Raw genomic sequence first — 16,833 nt, 5'->3', positions numbered from 1 at the left:
AGGAAGGTATGTATAGTTTTAAATAGAACAATAGATAAGTAATAATCGAATTAATATATAAGCCTTTCTCAATTTGGGAAAGGCTTTTTTTATAAAATAGGTATGGATTTAAGAAGTTCAGGTAGTACACAAGGGCGCCGGATGGCAGGAGCCAGAGCTCTTTGGAGAGCAAATGGTATGAAAGAGGAGCAAATGGGAAAACCTATTATTGCTATCGTCAATTCCTTTACTCAGTTTGTTCCGGGGCATGTGCACCTTCATGAAATCGGTCAGAAAGTGAAAGCCGAAATTGAAGCTTTAGGATGTTTTGCGGCCGAATTTAATACTATTGCTATTGATGATGGAATAGCAATGGGGCACGACGGAATGTTGTATTCTTTGCCTTCGCGCGATTTGATAGCCGATAGTGTTGAGTATATGGTAAATGCCCATAAAGCCGATGCTATGGTGTGTATAAGCAATTGCGATAAAATTACACCGGGAATGCTGATGGCTGCAATGCGGTTGAATATCCCAGCTGTATTTGTTTCGGGAGGACCAATGGAAGCCGGCGAATTAGATAATAAACATCTTGATTTGATAGACGCCATGATTAAAGCGGCGGACGATTCCGTTTCGGATAAAGAAGTAGATGCTATTGAGCGTTCGGCATGTCCTACTTGTGGTTCGTGTTCGGGAATGTTTACCGCAAATTCAATGAACTGTCTGAACGAAGCTATCGGTTTGGCTTTGCCTGGTAATGGCACTATTGTTGCTACGCATGTCAATCGAGCAAAGTTATTTAAAGAAGCAGCTAAGTTGATCGTTGGAAATGCATATAAATATTACAGAGATGGAGATTCAAGTGTGTTACCTCGAAGTATTGCCACTAAACAGGCATTTCTGAATTCAATGACATTAGATATTGCTATGGGAGGATCAACAAACACAATTCTGCATCTTTTAGCCGTGGCACACGAAGCAGAAGTAGACTTTACTATGGACGATATTGATGCGCTTTCGCGTAAGGTGCCTTGTTTGTGTAAAGTAGCTCCCAACACAGATAAATATCACATTCAGGATGTAAATCGTGCCGGAGGTATAATCGGCATAATGAATGAACTCGCAAAAGCTAATCTTGTCGATACTTCGGTGGGCAGGGTTGATGGAATGACCCTTGCCGGAGCTATTGATAAATACGATATAACAACATCGAATCCGAATAGCGAAGCTGAACTTTTGTATAAATCGGCTCCCGGTAATAAGTTTAATTTGGTAATGGGATCGCAGGACAGCTATTATCCAACTCTTGATGCCGACAGAACTAATGGTTGTATTCGGAATATAGATCATGCATATACTAAGGATGGAGGTTTAGCTATCTTGAAAGGTAATATAGCCTTAAACGGATGTGTTGTAAAAACAGCCGGAGTTGACGAAAGTATATTTAAATTTACAGGAACAGCTAAGGTGTTTCAATCGCAGGATGCTGCGTGTGAAGGAATTCTCCGCGATCAGGTTAAGGCTGGAGACATTGTTGTGATAACATACGAAGGACCTAAAGGAGGACCCGGTATGCAAGAAATGCTTTATCCTACATCATATATTAAATCGAAGCATCTGGGAAAAGAATGTGCGTTAATAACCGATGGACGTTTCTCGGGAGGTACGTCGGGGTTATCAATCGGTCATATATCGCCCGAAGCTGCGGCCGGAGGTGCAATTGGTTTGGTGCACGATGGTGATGTTATCGAAATAGATATACCCAATCGCTCTATTAATGTAAAACTATCGGACGCAGAACTTGCAGATAGACGAAAGGACGAATTGTCAAAAGGTAAATCTGCGTTTACACCGGATAGAGACCGCACTGTATCTAAAGCATTGAAAGCTTATGCAAGTATGGTTAGTTCGGCAGATAAAGGTGGTGTAAGAATAATCGAATAAAAAATAGATATATGAATATAGCCCTTTGTACAGACAATAATTATGTTATGCCTTGTGGCATAACTATAATATCGCTGTTGGAGAATAACCGAGATAATAAGATCGTTCTTCACATTGTAGGTATGGGGTTAAGCGATTATTCGAAGGGCAAGCTTTCAGATATTATTGCTCAATATAAAAATGCTTCAGTGTTTTTTTACGAAATGGATGAGGATTTCCTTAAGCCTTATGGCTTTCTGTTAGGGAATTCTAAATATTTAAGTTTTGCAACTTATATCAGGCTTTTTTTAGGGGATTTACTTCCGGCTGATGTCAAAAAGGTATTATATCTTGATAGTGATATTATTATTGCTAAAAATTTAATAGAATTATGGAATACCGATATAACAGGGTATTCAGTAGCAGGTATACCTGATTTAGGAGCTTTTGATCCTCACGTATTCGAAACGCTTGGTTATCCCTCTAAATTTGAGTATGTCAATGCAGGCGTATTACTTATAAACCTAAGTTATTGGCGTGAAAAAAATCTGATAAAAGTGTTTTTGGAGTTTTATAAAAATAAATATAGTAAACTGACGATGAACGATCAGGATATAATAAACGGAACTCTGTATGATTCGAAATTACTTTTACCTATAAAATTTAATGTGATAGATTTCTACTATTTGACGAAAAAAAGGAATGTATATCAATATCAGGATGATATTAATGAAGCAATAGAGGACCCTGTTATTATTCATTTTAATTCAATCAATAAACCTTGGCTTCGTTTGTCTCTGCATCCTTTGACAAACGAATTTCTCAAATATAAAAAAATGTCTCCTTGGGCGAAGGTTCCATTGGCTTGGACTAATATAACACGAAAACAAAAAATACGTTACTATAAAAGAAAGTTGTTATACGCTTTAAAACTGAAGGAGCATAAATTTATACATCTACAGAAAGATGCAGAAAGTCAGAAATATATTATTATCAAATAAATAGTGCTCTGTAAAAAACATAAGAACAATGAATAAAGATATTACCGGAAGTGAAGCTTTAATAAGATCATTGATAAACGAAGGCGTTGATACAATCTTCGGGTATCCCGGCGGAGCTATAATGCCCGTATTCGACAGTTTGTACGATTTTAAAGATGAAATGAATCATGTTCTTGTTCGTCACGAACAAGGGGCTACCCATGCCGCTCAGGGATATGCTCGTGTGTCGGGAAAAGTGGGTGTTGCGCTCGTTACGTCAGGTCCGGGAGCGACAAATACCATAACAGGTATTGCCGATGCAATGATTGATAGTACACCAATAGTTGTTATTACAGGGCAAGTGGCATCTTCATTGTTAGGTAGCGATGCCTTTCAGGAAGCTGATGTTGTAGGAATATCTCAGCCTGTAACCAAATGGGCTTACCAAATACGTCGTCCCGAAGATATTGCTTGGGCTGTATCAAGAGCTTTTTACATTGCTTCAACAGGGCGTCCGGGACCGGTGGTTTTGGATATAACTAAGGATGCACAATTTGGGAAGGTTACTAATTTTATATATCAAAAAACCAATTATATACGGAGTTATCAGCCTAAGCCCGAGGTGAAAAGAGAGGAGTTAGAGGGAGCGGCTCAGTTGATAAACGAGGCAAAGAAGCCATTTGCTCTTGTCGGGCAAGGTGTTATATTGAGCGGAGCCGAGACCGAATTAATGAGTTTCTTAGAAAAAGCTGATATTCCGGCTGCATCTACAGTGTTAGGGTTGTCGGCTATGCCTTCAGATTATCCGTTAAATAAAGGGCTTTTAGGCATGCACGGAAATATAGGACCTAACATGAAAACCAATGAGTGCGACGTGCTTATAGCTATTGGTATGCGTTTTGACGATCGTGTAACGGGCGATTTGAGTACTTATGCAAAACAAGCAAAGATTATTCATTTCGATATTGATGCTTCTGAAATAAACAAGAATGTACCCGTTACAGTGAAAGTACTTGGCGATGCAAAAGAAACCTTAACAGAGGTAACAAAACTTCTGAAGCCACAAAAGCATACCGAATGGATTGAGAGCTTTAAGCCGCATGAAGAAAAAGAGTATAGCATTGTTGTTAAGAAAGAACTTTATCCTCAATCGGGTAGCTTAAAGATGGGGGAAGTTATAAACAAAGTATCGGAAGCAACAGGACACGATGCTATTATGGTAACCGATGTAGGGCAGAACCAGATGATGAGTGTACGCTATTGTCAATATAAACAAAGCCGTAGTATGGTAACTTCCGGAGGGCTTGGTACAATGGGTTTTGGACTTCCTGCTGCTATTGGAGCAAAATTCGGAATGCCCGATCGCACAGTTTGCCTTTTTACCGGAGATGGAGGTATTCAGATGACAATACAGGAACTGGGAACGATTATGCAGTATGGCACAGATGTAAAAATCATTATACTGAATAACCACTATCTTGGAAATGTGCGTCAGTGGCAAGATATGTTTTTCAATAAACGTTATTCTGAAACAAAACTGATTAACCCTGATTTTGGGAAGATAGCAGAGGCTTATGGATTGAAGTCGAGGAAAGTAATCGAACGTGGCGATTTAGATGCTGCTATTGACGAAATGCTATCGTATAAAGGAACTTATATTTTGGACGTTGAAATAGAACACGAAGGTATGGTATATCCGATGGTGCCTGCAGGTGCTCCGATAACTAATATTTTATTAGGAAACGAATAAAAGAGAAAAATTTATGGAAGGTAAAACATTATATACGGTAACTATTTTCTCCGAAAATACGGTTGGTTTGCTAGGGCAGGTAACCACAGTTTTTATCCGTCGCCAGATAAATATCGAAACATTATCGGTATCACCATCAGCTCTTAAGGGAATCCACAAATTTACGATTACTGTTTGGAGCGATAGGGAGACTATCGAGAAGGTAGTAAAACAAATAGATAAACGTGTGGATGTTCTTAAGTCGTACTTCAATGTCGATGACGAACTTATTCATCAGGAAATAGCATTGTATAAATTGTCGACTCCGGAGTTCCTGAAAATGGGATCGGTAGAAGCACTTATCCGTAAACATAATGCACAGATTCTTGATATTAACGAAAGTTGGGTCGTGATTCAAAAAACAGGGCATTATGCCGAAACGCAAACGCTTTTTGACGAGTTGAGCAAATCTATCGGTGTGTTGCAATTTATAAGGTCGGGACGTATCGCTATAAATAAATCGAAGATAGAAAGGTTAAGTGATATGCTTAAAAGTTTGGAAGGTAAGCGAAAATCGGTAGATTTGTAACCTAAAACCTTATAAAGTATACATTATGTTACAAAAAGTAGGGACATATAATTTTTTTATCGATGCATATCTGAGCGATTTCAGGGGAAAAGCTACTTTGCCGATGATTGGCGGTTTTATGCTTCAAGCAGCAACAAAACATGCCGAAGAACGTGGTTTCGGTTATTCGGCTATGGCGAGCCGGAGCCGTGTATGGGTACTTTCGCGTATGGCTATCGAGATATTTGAATACCCTAAAAACGATACTGTTTTGGTGCTTAATACATGGGTTGCCGATGTTAACAAACTATTTACGGAGCGTTGTTTTTCGTTTGAGGACGAAAGCGGGAAGGAGATTGGCTTTGCCCGTTCAATATGGGCCTCGATAGACATGGAAACCCGTCGTCCTACAAATGTATTGGAGTTGAAAGGCCTAATCGATTATGTGAATAAAGAGAAAGTATGTCCTATCGAAGGGCTGAAAAAGATACTTCCGGTGAAAGATATAGACCCTATCGATACCTTTATTGTAAAATATAGCGATGTTGACATAAACAAGCATCTTAACAGCATGAAATATATCGAGCATTTTGTCGATTTGTTTGATATAGATATGTTCAAAGAGAAAGAAATACAGCGGTTTGAGATAAACTATGTATCGGAAGCACTTTACGGATCGTCTATCGATTTAATAAAGAGGGCAGATCAGGATGATAGTGTATTTACGTTGGAAATGAAATTTGGTGAAACAGTAGTAAGCTCATCAAGAGTTACTTGGAAATAAATATTGATTACGAATATAAATTCTTAAAAATTCAGATTAAAATGGCAGAAATGAACTTTGGCGGTGTAGTAGAAAACGTTGTTACCCGTGAAGAATTTCCATTGGAAAAAGCAAGAGAAGTATTAAAGAACGAAACTATTGCTGTAATAGGTTACGGAGTACAAGGTCCCGGACAAGCTCTTAACCTACGCGATAACGGTTTTAATGTTATTGTAGGACAAAGAAAAGGTGGTAAAACATGGGAAAAAGCTATCGCTGACGGATGGGTACCGGGCGAAACTTTGTTCGATATAGAAGAAGCTGCAGAAAAAGGTACTATCATTCAATATCTTTTGTCTGATGCTGCTCAAATTGAAGTATGGCCACGCCTTAAACCTTATTTAACAGCAGGTAAAGCTCTGTATTTCTCTCACGGATTTGGCATCACTTATAAAGAGCGCACAGGAATTGTTCCTCCTGCCGATGTTGATGTTATTCTTGTTGCACCTAAAGGTTCGGGAACAAGCCTTCGCCGTATGTTCCTTGAAGGACGTGGTTTGAACTCAAGCTACGCTATTTTCCAAGATGCTACAGGTAAAGCAAAAGAACGTGTTGTTGCTTTAGGTATTGGTGTTGGTTCAGGATATTTGTTCGAAACCAATTTCAAACGTGAGGTTTACTCAGACCTTACAGGCGAGCGTGGTACACTTATGGGTGCTATTCAAGGTATTCTTTTGGCTCAGTACGAGGTGTTGCGCGAAAACGGACACTCGCCATCGGAAGCTTTTAACGAAACAGTTGAAGAGCTTACCCAGTCGTTGATGCCTTTATTCGCAGAAAACGGTATGGATTGGATGTATGCAAACTGTTCGACTACAGCTCAACGCGGAGCTTTAGACTGGATGGGGCCATTCCACGACGCAACTAAACCTGTATTCGCAAAATTGTATGCAGAAGTTGCTTCAGGTAACGAGGCTCAACGTTCTATCGATACTAACTCAAAACCTGACTATCGCGAAAAACTTGAAGAAGAACTTAAAGCCCTTCGCGAAAGTGAAATGTGGCGTGCAGGTGCAGTTGTTCGTAAACTTCGTCCGGAAAACAACTAATAATATTTTATTTCATAAGATAGGGGGAATTTGCTTTGCAGGTTTCCCTTATTTTTTTGCTGTGTACTAATTCTATTTATGTAGAATTAATATGCTTCTTTGAGTGGCTGAGGTGAAGAATATTTCAAAACCTGACATACCTGACAAAAAACAATATTTTCTGACAGTCAGAAGTTATTTGCTATTTACTTACCCCGATCTATCTTATATATAGATAAAAATATTTAATACTTTTACTCTTTATAATAAATGCGTTTTACCCGAGAAGATACCGATGTCAGAATTTCGTAAGGTATAGTGCCGGCTGCTTTTGCCAGATCGAGTAACGATGGTTCTTCTCCGAAGATTATAACAGAATCTCCTTCCTTTGCATCTATACCTGTTACATCTATCATGCTCAAGTCCATGCATACATTCCCTATAATTGGGGCCAATTTTCCATTAATCAATACCTGCCCCACTTTATTTCCAAATTGGCGGCTCAATCCATCAGCATATCCGATACGGATAGTTGCTATTCGGGCATCGTGGTCGAGTGTTCCTTTACGTCCGTAACCAACTGTTTCGCCTAGCGGAACATCTTTAATTTGTAGTATCGCGGCTTTTAATGTACATACATTTTGTAATCCTTTCAAACCGCTGGCACTAACACCATATAAGCTTATACCCAAGCGCACAATATCCATTTGCTCTTCAGGGAAACGCTCTATCCCTGCCGAATTCAAAATGTGATGATATAACGGATATCCGCAACCTGCCTCCAGCTGTTTTGCTATTTCTTTAAAGGTACTTATCTGTTCATGAGTAAATTCGTCAAAATCCCAACTTTCGCTAGCTGCCAGATGCGAAAAAACCGACTGCGCACGCAATCCTCGTTGCGAATTTAAAATACTTGTCAGTTTTTCTATATCTTTTCCGGCAAAGCCTAAACGATGCATTCCCGTATCAATTTTCAAATGAATCGGGTAATCAGTGATTCCGCGCCTTTGAGATTCCCTGATAAATGCGTCCAATATTCTGAAATTATAAACTTCGGGTTCGAGTTTATAATCGAATAGTTCGTCAAACCCATTAACTTCAGGATTCAGTACAATTATCGGAAGCTTTATTCCTTCCTTACGCAAAACAACGCCTTCCTCGGCTATTGCCACAGCTAAATAATCGCATTTGTGATGCTGTAAGGTTTTTGCGATTTCTGATGCGCCCGAACCATATCCATCTGCTTTAACCATGCAAATCATTTTAGTTTCGGGCTTTAATCTCGACCGGTAAAAATTAAAATTATGGACTATCGCATCCAAATTAATTTCGAGTACTGTTTCGTGTGTTTTCTGTTCGAGCAAAGTATTTATACGTTCGAATTCGAACCAACGCGAACCTTTCAGTAAAACTATTTCGTTATGAAACTGATATAACTCTCCCGAATTAATAAACTCGTCCGTCGATAAATAGAATTTACTTTCGATATTTTTAAAAGCCTCTCCGCACATAGAAATATCAGGACCAATGCCAATAATACGGTTTACCTCTTTTTGCTGCACCATATCTGCAACCTTTGCATATAAAGCTTTGGTTTGTGAACCCGATTGCAGAATATCGGAAAGTATAAGGGTTTTCTTCAATCCCGAAGCTGCCGAACGCTGAACAAGAAAGTCAAGCGCGATCTTCAACGAATTTATATCCGAGTTGTACGAATCGTTTATTATTACTGTATTATATTTACCTTGCCTCACATCTAAGCGCATAGCAACAGGTTCTAATGTCAGCATTCGCTCCTTAACTATCTCGATAGGAGCATGCAGATACAGGGCTACTGCCATAGCTGCTGTCGCATTTTCGATAGAGGCTTCATCCGAATATGGGATTTCTATCGAAAAATCAATACTCAGAAAAGAATATCTTATCGTACTCGAATTTCCCGTTTTCTTCACATCTATAATCTGTAAGGGGCTTGTTTCGGACGGAGTACGCGACCATGTGAATTTTTTATGCGATAAGCATGCTTCTTCCACACATTCGTCTATCAGACGGTCGTTCTCCTTACAGATAAGTATATCGCTATTCCTGAATAATTCAAGCTTTTCGAGGCACTTTTGTTTCAGGTTTTTGAAGTTTTCCTGATGGGCATCCCCAATATTTGTAATCACTCCGATAGTGGGGCTGATAATCGGCTCAAGATTCGACATCTCGTTAGGCATTGAGATTCCGGCCTCAAATAGTCCGATCTCTGTATCGGAATCGAGCTGCCAGACCGACAATGGAACGCCAATCTGCGAATTATAACTTCGGGGCGATCTCACAACATTAAATACAGAATGAATCATCTGATAAATCCATTCTTTCACTATTGTCTTTCCGTTGCTTCCGGTTATGCCTATTACGGGTATATCGAAACGTTTTCGGTGATATATAGCCAACTTTTGCAATGCCGATAAAGTATCCTTTACCACAATAAAATTAGCATCGGTATATGTGTCCCACTGTGGCAATTTTTTTTGCACAACAAAATTACGCACTTGCAGTTTATAAAGCTCAGCTACAAATTTATGCCCGTCGTTATTCTTTGTTTGAATTGCAAAAAACAACGTTTCTTTAGGATAAAATAAGTTACGGCTATCTGTTAGCAGGTGAGCTATCTTATAATTTGAAAGGATCTCGGATTTACAGCCCAGAACCTTAGCTATTTCGGTTATTGTATAAGTCATTTCTCAGTGTATAGTTGTTTCAATAGGCTTTCTTTTTCCAATTCACAACTAAAGTAAGAATATTTCTGCTGAAATGTATCGAGCTTTAACAAAGTTTGCCTTAAAAATTCCTTATGTTCTTTGCTCTCTGCATTTATTGGTCTGTGCTCTAAAGCTTGTTTTATAATATTCCACTGTTTCATAACATCCTCGGTATGAGCATCGAAAAAGGATTGACGGAAAGCTCCCCAAATATAAGTTACTGCTGTATTATTAGGATGTGTCATATCTTCGGCATAAAAACGATAGTCGCGTAAGTCGTCCAGCATCAATTCGTAAGAAGGGAAATAGAAAATGTCGTCAAATTTTTCCTGAAGTTCGTCTATAGCCAATAACAAAACAGACTTACTTAACTGATTATCGTGCGCACCATCCTTCCAGTGGCGGATAGGGCTAACAGTAAACAAAAAACGCAGAGAAGGATTCTGTTTTCTCAAGTTATCTATTAATGCAGACCACTCTTTTACTATATCTTCGACTCTTGCCCTGTATCGGTCGAAATTACGGGCAGGCAATTTATGACAGTTCGAAACAACTTCGCCCGAAGCTACTTCCCGAAACACATACGAAGTACCGAAAGTAATTATCAGCAAATCACTTTTCAGCACATCATCGGCAGCTTTCTGTAAGGACGCATTAATAAGCCGTAAACTATCTTCAGCTTTGGGTTTTGAGTAGTTGCCATGATGCAAGAAGCTGTGGTATAGCTCATTGTGATTGAATAAGTTCGAATGTTCAAACTCTTTATCCTCCAGTAAACGGCTTATAGCCTTGGCTATTGATAATGGATTATAAAGTATCCCGAAGGGATTCACATTGACATCGAATTTATTTAATGTGAGTAAGGTTCCAATGTTTTCGGCAAAACACGACCCGAATAACATCATTTTTGTATTATAACTTATCCGCAACAAGGATGGCGATATATCTATTTTTGTCCTGAATTCCATAAATATCAAAGTTATAATTTTATATCTGTATATAAAATAAAAATGCGCAAACATAATGTTCGCGCATTTTCCATATCAGATTTTACTCCGTTGTTATTCTTTTATAAATCTTAGAAGCTCGGCTCCATCGTTTCTGAGTGTTAGCATGTTATCTTCAACCTCGATACTTGCCGGTGTTGCTATTAATTTCAGAAATTTAGCTTCGCCTTCCATATTAGGACAAGCCATACGTGTAGAAACGGGTACCGACACAGTCAGCATTCCATCCTTAAGAGTGAATGGCGCATTATAACGGTTACAACCTGCTGTCCCGAATACTTTGCTATCTAAAGCATCGAATTCTATTGTTGGAAGTTTGTCTCCAAAGGCAATATTAGATGATGCTCCCTGCATCGACATTAATTTCCATACACCGGCTAAATCGGCAACAGTAAGAGGTTTTGCTTTTGTAAACACCATTACTTGTTTTCCGTTCTGAGTAAATATAAGCTTATCTCCATTTAACGATAATTCGGATTTTGCTCCTAAAAACTTATGGAATTGCGACTCCTGATTTGCTTGTATACACATCATCATTGTAGATGCCAGATTAGGAGCTGTAAATACATTTCCATCAAGGCTATACATTCCACTGTACCCATTACAACCACCATTTCCGTTAATGCGTTTTCCGGCGGTATCGAAAATTATTGTTGGATTTTTTCCGGCAAAAACACTTTTTACTGCTTGTCCGTCAAATGTTTCCAACATCCATTTACCTTCAAGATTATCTGCTTGCATTGTTTTTTTTGTTTTACAGCTTTGTGCTCCAAATGCTATGCCCAACACGATGAACAACAGCATCGATTTTTTTACTAGTTTCATATTCGTTATATATTTGTATAATAAATTATTAATTTACTTTTTCGAATTCCAATACCGCTGCGCCTTTTTTCATTAAAAGCAAAGTGTTATTGTCCGGCATCGACAATTCCGATGTGTCGGCTATATTTTTCAAATATTTATATTCGCCCTCCATATCGGGACAGGCCATTTGTGTTGCAAAAACAGGCTCGACTATCAGCAAATTATCTGACACTCTGAATTTAGACCCATATCTGTTGCATCCTGCATTTCCCCCAATAATACTATCGGAAGGTTCTATCATAAGTGTAGGGATTTTTGGCTCACTGCTACTAAATATTGCTGAGGCCTGAACTCCTTCCATTGTTTTCAGCATCCAGTTTCCGGCTAATTGCTCAACAGAAACCGGGCCTTTTTTAGCAACGGGCGATTTTCCTTTTTCAAAAATCAGCGATACTGCTTCGTTTTCGATATTAGTTATCGCCAAAACACTATCTTCAACAGATACTATTCCTGATTTAATCCTCTCAAAAAAATCCTGTTCCGGAATATCTCCAAAACAAAGCATTCGGGTACTGACAATATTAGGTGCCGAAATTATATTTTTATCCAGAGTAAACACTCCTGAATAAGAGTTGCAACCTCCTGTTCCCGATATATTCATTTCTTTAAAATCGAACAGCACTGTAGGTAATGCTCCGGTAAATACAATTTTAGCATCGTTGCCATCTATCGATTTAAGCACCCAAAAACCCTCAATTTGTGAAGGGTCAACAGTCTTCGACGATTGCTGGCAACCTTGCAGCCCTATAAGTATTACAAAAACAATAAACAATATCTTCTTCATAAGAAAGTATTTATATTATTACTCAATATTTTATATCGAACGAGTCAGCATCTTTCCATACCGGAAATTTTGCTCTGAAATCGTCAAGTTTTTCTTTCGATATCTCAACTATTTCTACAGCCTCAATACCATTACTTACGTTTGTTATGGGTTTTCCCTTTGCATCTATAACTGCCGAACGGCCATCGTAAACCAAGTTAAGCCCATCTTTTCCTACACGATTTACTCCGCATACATATGCCATATTTTCTATAGCCCGTGCTACAAGTAACGAACTCCATACCGCCGCTCTCGACGCAGGCCAGTTAGCCACATATATTAACAGATCGTATTCGTTATTCACATTACGTGCCCACACAGGGAAACGCAAATCGTAACATACAAGTAAACAAATTTTGAACCCTTTATGTTCGACAATCAACCGTTTCTTTCCATTAGAAAAATATTTAGGTTCGTCTCCCATTCTAAACAGATGTCGTTTATTATAAAAACGTTGCGTATTTGCTGTTATAAAAAATCCCCGGTTGTAAAAATTGCCGTTCTCGGTAGCTATAAAACTACCACATATAGCTACATCAAAACGTTTAGCCCAATCTGATACGTGTTGCATTGTGTTGCCCGAGTTTTCTTCGGACAATTTGGCACTGTTCATCGAAAATCCGGTAGTGAACATTTCGGGCAGAACAACCAAATCGGCTTGTCCTGCAATGTTTGAGATAAAAGTCTCAACTTTATCGAGATTTGCTTTTTTATCTTCCCAAACAATATCGAACTGAACAATTGCAACCCTAAGATTCATAACTTAATTATTGTCGCCCATCGTAAACTTTTCGGGGTGTTTTCCTTCCACGTCCTTGTAATAAGCCTGTATATGGGCAATATCTGCATCTGCATCGCCTGTAGGCGCAAAAACAGCCCGAAAATCGACAGTCTTTTTACCGTAATCAAGAATTACGATAACAATAGGTACATTTGCCGCCAAAGCTATGTAATAGAACCCCTTCTTCCATTCGCTATTTTTTTTTCGCGTCCCCTCTGGTGTTATCGCTAATTGAAAACAATTACGATTAGCGAATTGTTCAACCATTTGGTCTGTTAATGCTGTTTTTCTGTTTCTGTCGACAGGTATTCCGCCCAATGCATTAAATATTATGTTCATCGGGAAGAAAAACCAACTTTTTTTTATCAAAAAACAGGCTTTACGCCCCATTGCCGAATAAACAAGTTTACCTAAAAACAAATCCCAGTTACTGGTATGAGGGGCGACACATATTACACATTTATCGGGAAAATCTGTAATACCTTCTATTTTCCAACCGATTTTTCTTAGTATGAACGACGATATTTTTTTCACTTATTTCTTTTTATGAAAAAGAACCTTCTTTTTGTAAACAAAATAAGGTTCTTCCGGTAAATAATCGACCGCAAAGATAACTTTTTTATTCGGGTAGAATTGTTTAAAATACTCAAGAAAACACAAAGCAGTTAAGTTGTCAAAAAAGGTCTGCTAAACAAACAGACGGAAGATGTGGCGTAGAGATTACGGGGAGGGTAGATTTTAAAATGTTTTTTCTGTTTCTGCTAATATTCACTTTTCGGAAAAATACGGAATAACGCTTAATCGAATATCTATATTCAGGAAACAGCTGAGATTTTAAATAAACCTGTTATATTACTTTCTGAATACCAGATAAACAGCTGCAATTAAAAACATAAAAGCCAATATGTGATTCCATTTAAAAGCTTCATTTTTGAATACAAGTGTGCTGAATATGACAAAAACAACAAGTGTTATAACTTCTTGTATTATTTTCAGCTGAACAAGCGAGAAAGGTCCTCCGTTTCCTGCATATCCTAAACGGTTTGCCGGTACCTGAAAACAATATTCGAAAAAAGCAATTGCCCAACTAAAAACAATAACGCCAATGAGTGGAAGCGACGCAAACCATGAGAAATCTTTCATTTTCAGATGGCCATACCAAGCTATTGTCATAAAAACATTTGATGCTATCAGCAACAAAATAGTATAAAGGCTCGACATATATTTATTAGTGATTAAAGTTGCGCAAAAGTATAACAAATTATTAGAGCCTGTTTATATTTTACTCACTAAATAAATGAAAAGACTTTAAGGCTCATTTGATATAATATCGCATTCCTATTCCTAATTGAATTCGACCGAGACCTTCCTTGTTGTCCTTGTCCAGATCTATTGTTTTTTTGTGCCCATTGTCATTTACATTTAGGGTAGATAAAATGCCGGAATGAGAAGACAGACTAATTCCTATTCCCCAGTTTTCGGCTAATTTGTGTTCTACTCCGACCCTCGATTCGAAACCAACCGTGCTTCCGGTTACTTTAAGGAAATCGCGATCGAGTTTCGACTCGGAAGAATAACCAAGATAACCTATTCCTAAACTAATATTGAAAATCCATTTCTGATTCTGCGAAAACCTCATCAAAAAAGCCGGCCCTATGTAGGTAATTCTGTCGTTAAACTTTATAGTTCCGGAGTTGCCGCTGTCGTTGTGTTCTCCATAAGCGCTGGTCGACGACGAATAGTTTGAGTTAGATATTCCTAAGCCGAAATTATCGTTAATGTAATAATTTGCCGAAATATCCCATACAAACCCCGATTTTAGATCGTCAACAATCTGTTTCTCATCTCTACCCAAGCCATCAGCCGTTTTTGCCGTTCTCCATCCGTATCCGACGTTAGCCGACAAATTAAATTTTGGAAGTAGTCTTTCGTTTTTGGTTTTGTATAAAGAATCTATAATTGCATTTTCGCTCATATATCTTCTTTCGTTTGCAGCAATGTCTTTATCCGAAAAATCGGAAACATTCAGTACCGTAGCAGTCATTTGGTGGCACGAACTCCCCCAAATAGACGGTTTGGTGTGTTTTGTTACTATTATAGTGTTGCCTCCTGCTTTGCGGGCTTCGTCCTTGATTTTGTTTATTACCGTCAGCGAATCGCAATTAGTCGACACTCCGCTATCCGATATACGCACTTGTCCTATTTCTTCAGCTTTAGCAGGTATTCTCTGAGCAAAAAGTACTTCAATTGGAGCGTCGGGTTGTAACGACGGATAAGGTTTAATAATGGTTGTAGTTATCTTGGGTGCACAACTAGCAAACAAGCATAAGATGGGTATTAACACTAATGTCAGTTTTTTCATAGTATAGGTGTTGGTTTTGTATGTTAATTTTTTGCAAATATACCATTATTATAAATTTGTGCTACTAAATCGACAGCTATTTTTACCTACAACTTACTGCAAATACAATCAAATTAACGATATTTTTTTTAATATTAACCTGTGTTTATCGAACAAAACAATCTGTTTCCGAGTTTATTCAGTAATAGGTAAGTAAAAGCCGGAACAATCAAACAAGAATAAAATGAAATACAATAATACATCTGAAACAAACGATTGCGGATGTTTAACTGCTGAAGAAGATCTCTGTTTCAGAAGTGTCTCTCTTTCTGCGTTAGAAGATATACGCACATATTTTAATCAACAAAATTATCGGACTTGCGACTTTTCGATAGGAGGGCTATATATGTGGGCTCGCTATTTTAAATATGAATATGCGATTTTCGAAAACACACTGTTTATAAAAGGGGTGTCTGAGATAAACCCCGACGAAATAGCCTTTTCGATGCCTATCGGGCAACTTCGTGTACAAAAGTCGATGTGTTTATTGAAAAATTATTGCGATCGGCACAATCTGGATCTTATACTGTCGGCTGTACCCGAAAACGCAATAAAGGATCTGCCTCGCGATATTAGATTTACCTCTGTGAAATTAGAAAACTGGTCGGATTATTTGTATGGTATACAAGACTTATCTACACTGAGAGGAAAAAAGTACAACAAGAAAAGAAATCATGTCAATAAATTTTCACAACTATATCCCGGATACATTTATTCCCGAATAGAAGAATCGGATATAGAAGATATTCTTTCTTTCTTAGAGAAATATAATGAAGAGAATGAAAACAATAATCCTCTTTTTATAAATGAGACTCAGATGACCGAATATGTATTAAGGAATTATGACAAATTCGATTTTATAGGATCTTTCATTGTTATTGATAATAAAATTGCAGGATTTACTGTCGGGGAGATTATAAACGACACATTGTATGTTCATATCGAAAAAGCCGATAAAAGTATAAATGGAGTATACGAAATGTTGAATATGAGATTTACTGCCGATGTAATCGAAAAATATCCGGATATTATTTATGTAAACAGAGAGGAAGATGTGGGCGATAAAGGGCTACGCAAATCTAAATTGTCATATCATCCTAAATTCATACTTAACAAATATAACCTAATATTTGAAGCTGTATAATAAAGTGTGTTTCTGGAAAAATAAGAATAA

Annotated in this window: 15 protein-coding genes; 7 read left to right on the top strand and 8 right to left on the bottom strand. The window is 38.0% G+C overall.

Features of this window, described 5'->3' with window-relative positions:
• Positions 1-96: 96 nt before the first annotated feature.
• Genes ilvD through ilvC form a run of 6 tightly spaced genes read left to right on the top strand, consistent with a single transcriptional unit; the run spans position 97 to position 7,054 of the window.
• Entirely contained in the window at positions 97-1,926 is a 1,830-nt protein-coding gene (gene ilvD / locus D0T53_RS04720) for a dihydroxy-acid dehydratase (protein ID WP_163265642.1), read from the top strand.
• Between the two features lie 11 nt (positions 1,927-1,937).
• Positions 1,938-2,906, top strand: coding sequence for a glycosyltransferase family 8 protein (locus D0T53_RS04715; RefSeq protein ID WP_163265589.1), 969 nt, complete (start codon positions 1,938-1,940; stop codon positions 2,904-2,906).
• Positions 2,907-2,934: 28 nt separating this feature from the next.
• A complete protein-coding gene (gene ilvB / locus D0T53_RS04710; protein WP_163265587.1) occupies positions 2,935-4,635 on the top strand; it encodes a biosynthetic-type acetolactate synthase large subunit in 1,701 nt (566 codons plus the stop codon).
• Between the two features lie 13 nt (positions 4,636-4,648).
• On the top strand, positions 4,649-5,203 hold the full coding sequence (ilvN, locus tag D0T53_RS04705; protein ID WP_163265585.1) for an acetolactate synthase small subunit: 555 nt from the start codon (positions 4,649-4,651) through the stop codon (positions 5,201-5,203).
• Between the two features lie 25 nt (positions 5,204-5,228).
• Complete coding sequence (locus D0T53_RS04700; RefSeq protein WP_163265584.1) at positions 5,229-5,966, top strand: acyl-[acyl-carrier-protein] thioesterase; 738 nt, start codon at positions 5,229-5,231, stop codon at positions 5,964-5,966.
• Positions 5,967-6,007: 41 nt separating this feature from the next.
• Positions 6,008-7,054: a ketol-acid reductoisomerase gene (gene ilvC / locus D0T53_RS04695; protein ID WP_163265582.1), complete on the top strand. Its 1,047-nt coding sequence runs from the start codon at positions 6,008-6,010 to the stop codon at positions 7,052-7,054.
• A gap of 233 nt (positions 7,055-7,287) precedes the next feature.
• Here the strand turns inward: ilvC and D0T53_RS04690 are convergent, their stop codons facing one another.
• The 8 genes from D0T53_RS04690 to D0T53_RS04655 form a co-directional block, all read right to left on the bottom strand.
• Entirely contained in the window at positions 7,288-9,759 is a 2,472-nt protein-coding gene (locus D0T53_RS04690) for a bifunctional UDP-N-acetylmuramoyl-tripeptide:D-alanyl-D-alanine ligase/alanine racemase (RefSeq protein ID WP_163265580.1), read from the bottom strand.
• Positions 9,756-10,748, bottom strand: coding sequence for a GSCFA domain-containing protein (locus D0T53_RS04685; protein WP_163265578.1), 993 nt, complete (start codon positions 10,746-10,748; stop codon positions 9,756-9,758). Before D0T53_RS04685 ends, D0T53_RS04690 begins: the two co-directional genes overlap by 4 nt.
• A gap of 93 nt (positions 10,749-10,841) precedes the next feature.
• On the bottom strand, positions 10,842-11,612 hold the full coding sequence (locus D0T53_RS04680; RefSeq protein WP_163265576.1) for an META domain-containing protein: 771 nt from the start codon (positions 11,610-11,612) through the stop codon (positions 10,842-10,844).
• A gap of 28 nt (positions 11,613-11,640) precedes the next feature.
• Positions 11,641-12,438 carry an META domain-containing protein gene (locus D0T53_RS04675; protein WP_163265574.1) on the bottom strand — a complete coding sequence of 266 codons (798 nt, stop codon included), beginning with the start codon at positions 12,436-12,438 and terminating at the stop codon, positions 11,641-11,643.
• Positions 12,439-12,460: 22 nt separating this feature from the next.
• Entirely contained in the window at positions 12,461-13,237 is a 777-nt protein-coding gene (locus D0T53_RS04670) for an amidohydrolase (protein WP_163265572.1), read from the bottom strand.
• 3 nt (positions 13,238-13,240) lie between these two features.
• The gene (locus D0T53_RS04665) at positions 13,241-13,792 is read right to left on the bottom strand and encodes a 1-acyl-sn-glycerol-3-phosphate acyltransferase (protein WP_163265570.1); all 552 of its coding nucleotides are present in this window, start codon (positions 13,790-13,792) and stop codon (positions 13,241-13,243) included.
• 318 nt (positions 13,793-14,110) lie between these two features.
• Positions 14,111-14,479: a DMT family protein gene (locus D0T53_RS04660; protein WP_163265568.1), complete on the bottom strand. Its 369-nt coding sequence runs from the start codon at positions 14,477-14,479 to the stop codon at positions 14,111-14,113.
• A 94-nt stretch (positions 14,480-14,573) separates the two neighbouring features.
• Positions 14,574-15,620, bottom strand: a complete 1,047-nt coding sequence (locus D0T53_RS04655) for an outer membrane beta-barrel protein (RefSeq protein WP_163265567.1) — start codon at positions 15,618-15,620, stop codon at positions 14,574-14,576.
• A 223-nt stretch (positions 15,621-15,843) separates the two neighbouring features.
• On the opposite strand from D0T53_RS04655, the gene D0T53_RS04650 reads away from it, so the two are divergent.
• Entirely contained in the window at positions 15,844-16,803 is a 960-nt protein-coding gene (locus D0T53_RS04650; protein WP_163265565.1) for a DUF2156 domain-containing protein, read from the top strand.
• Positions 16,804-16,833 lie beyond the last annotated feature (30 nt).

Source organism: Dysgonomonas sp. 216 (assembly GCF_010501065.1).
Classification (GTDB): Bacteria; Bacteroidota; Bacteroidia; order Bacteroidales; family Dysgonomonadaceae; genus QVMM01.
Note: the sequence above shows the minus strand (reverse complement) of the source record. Positions and strands in the feature narration are given on the sequence as shown.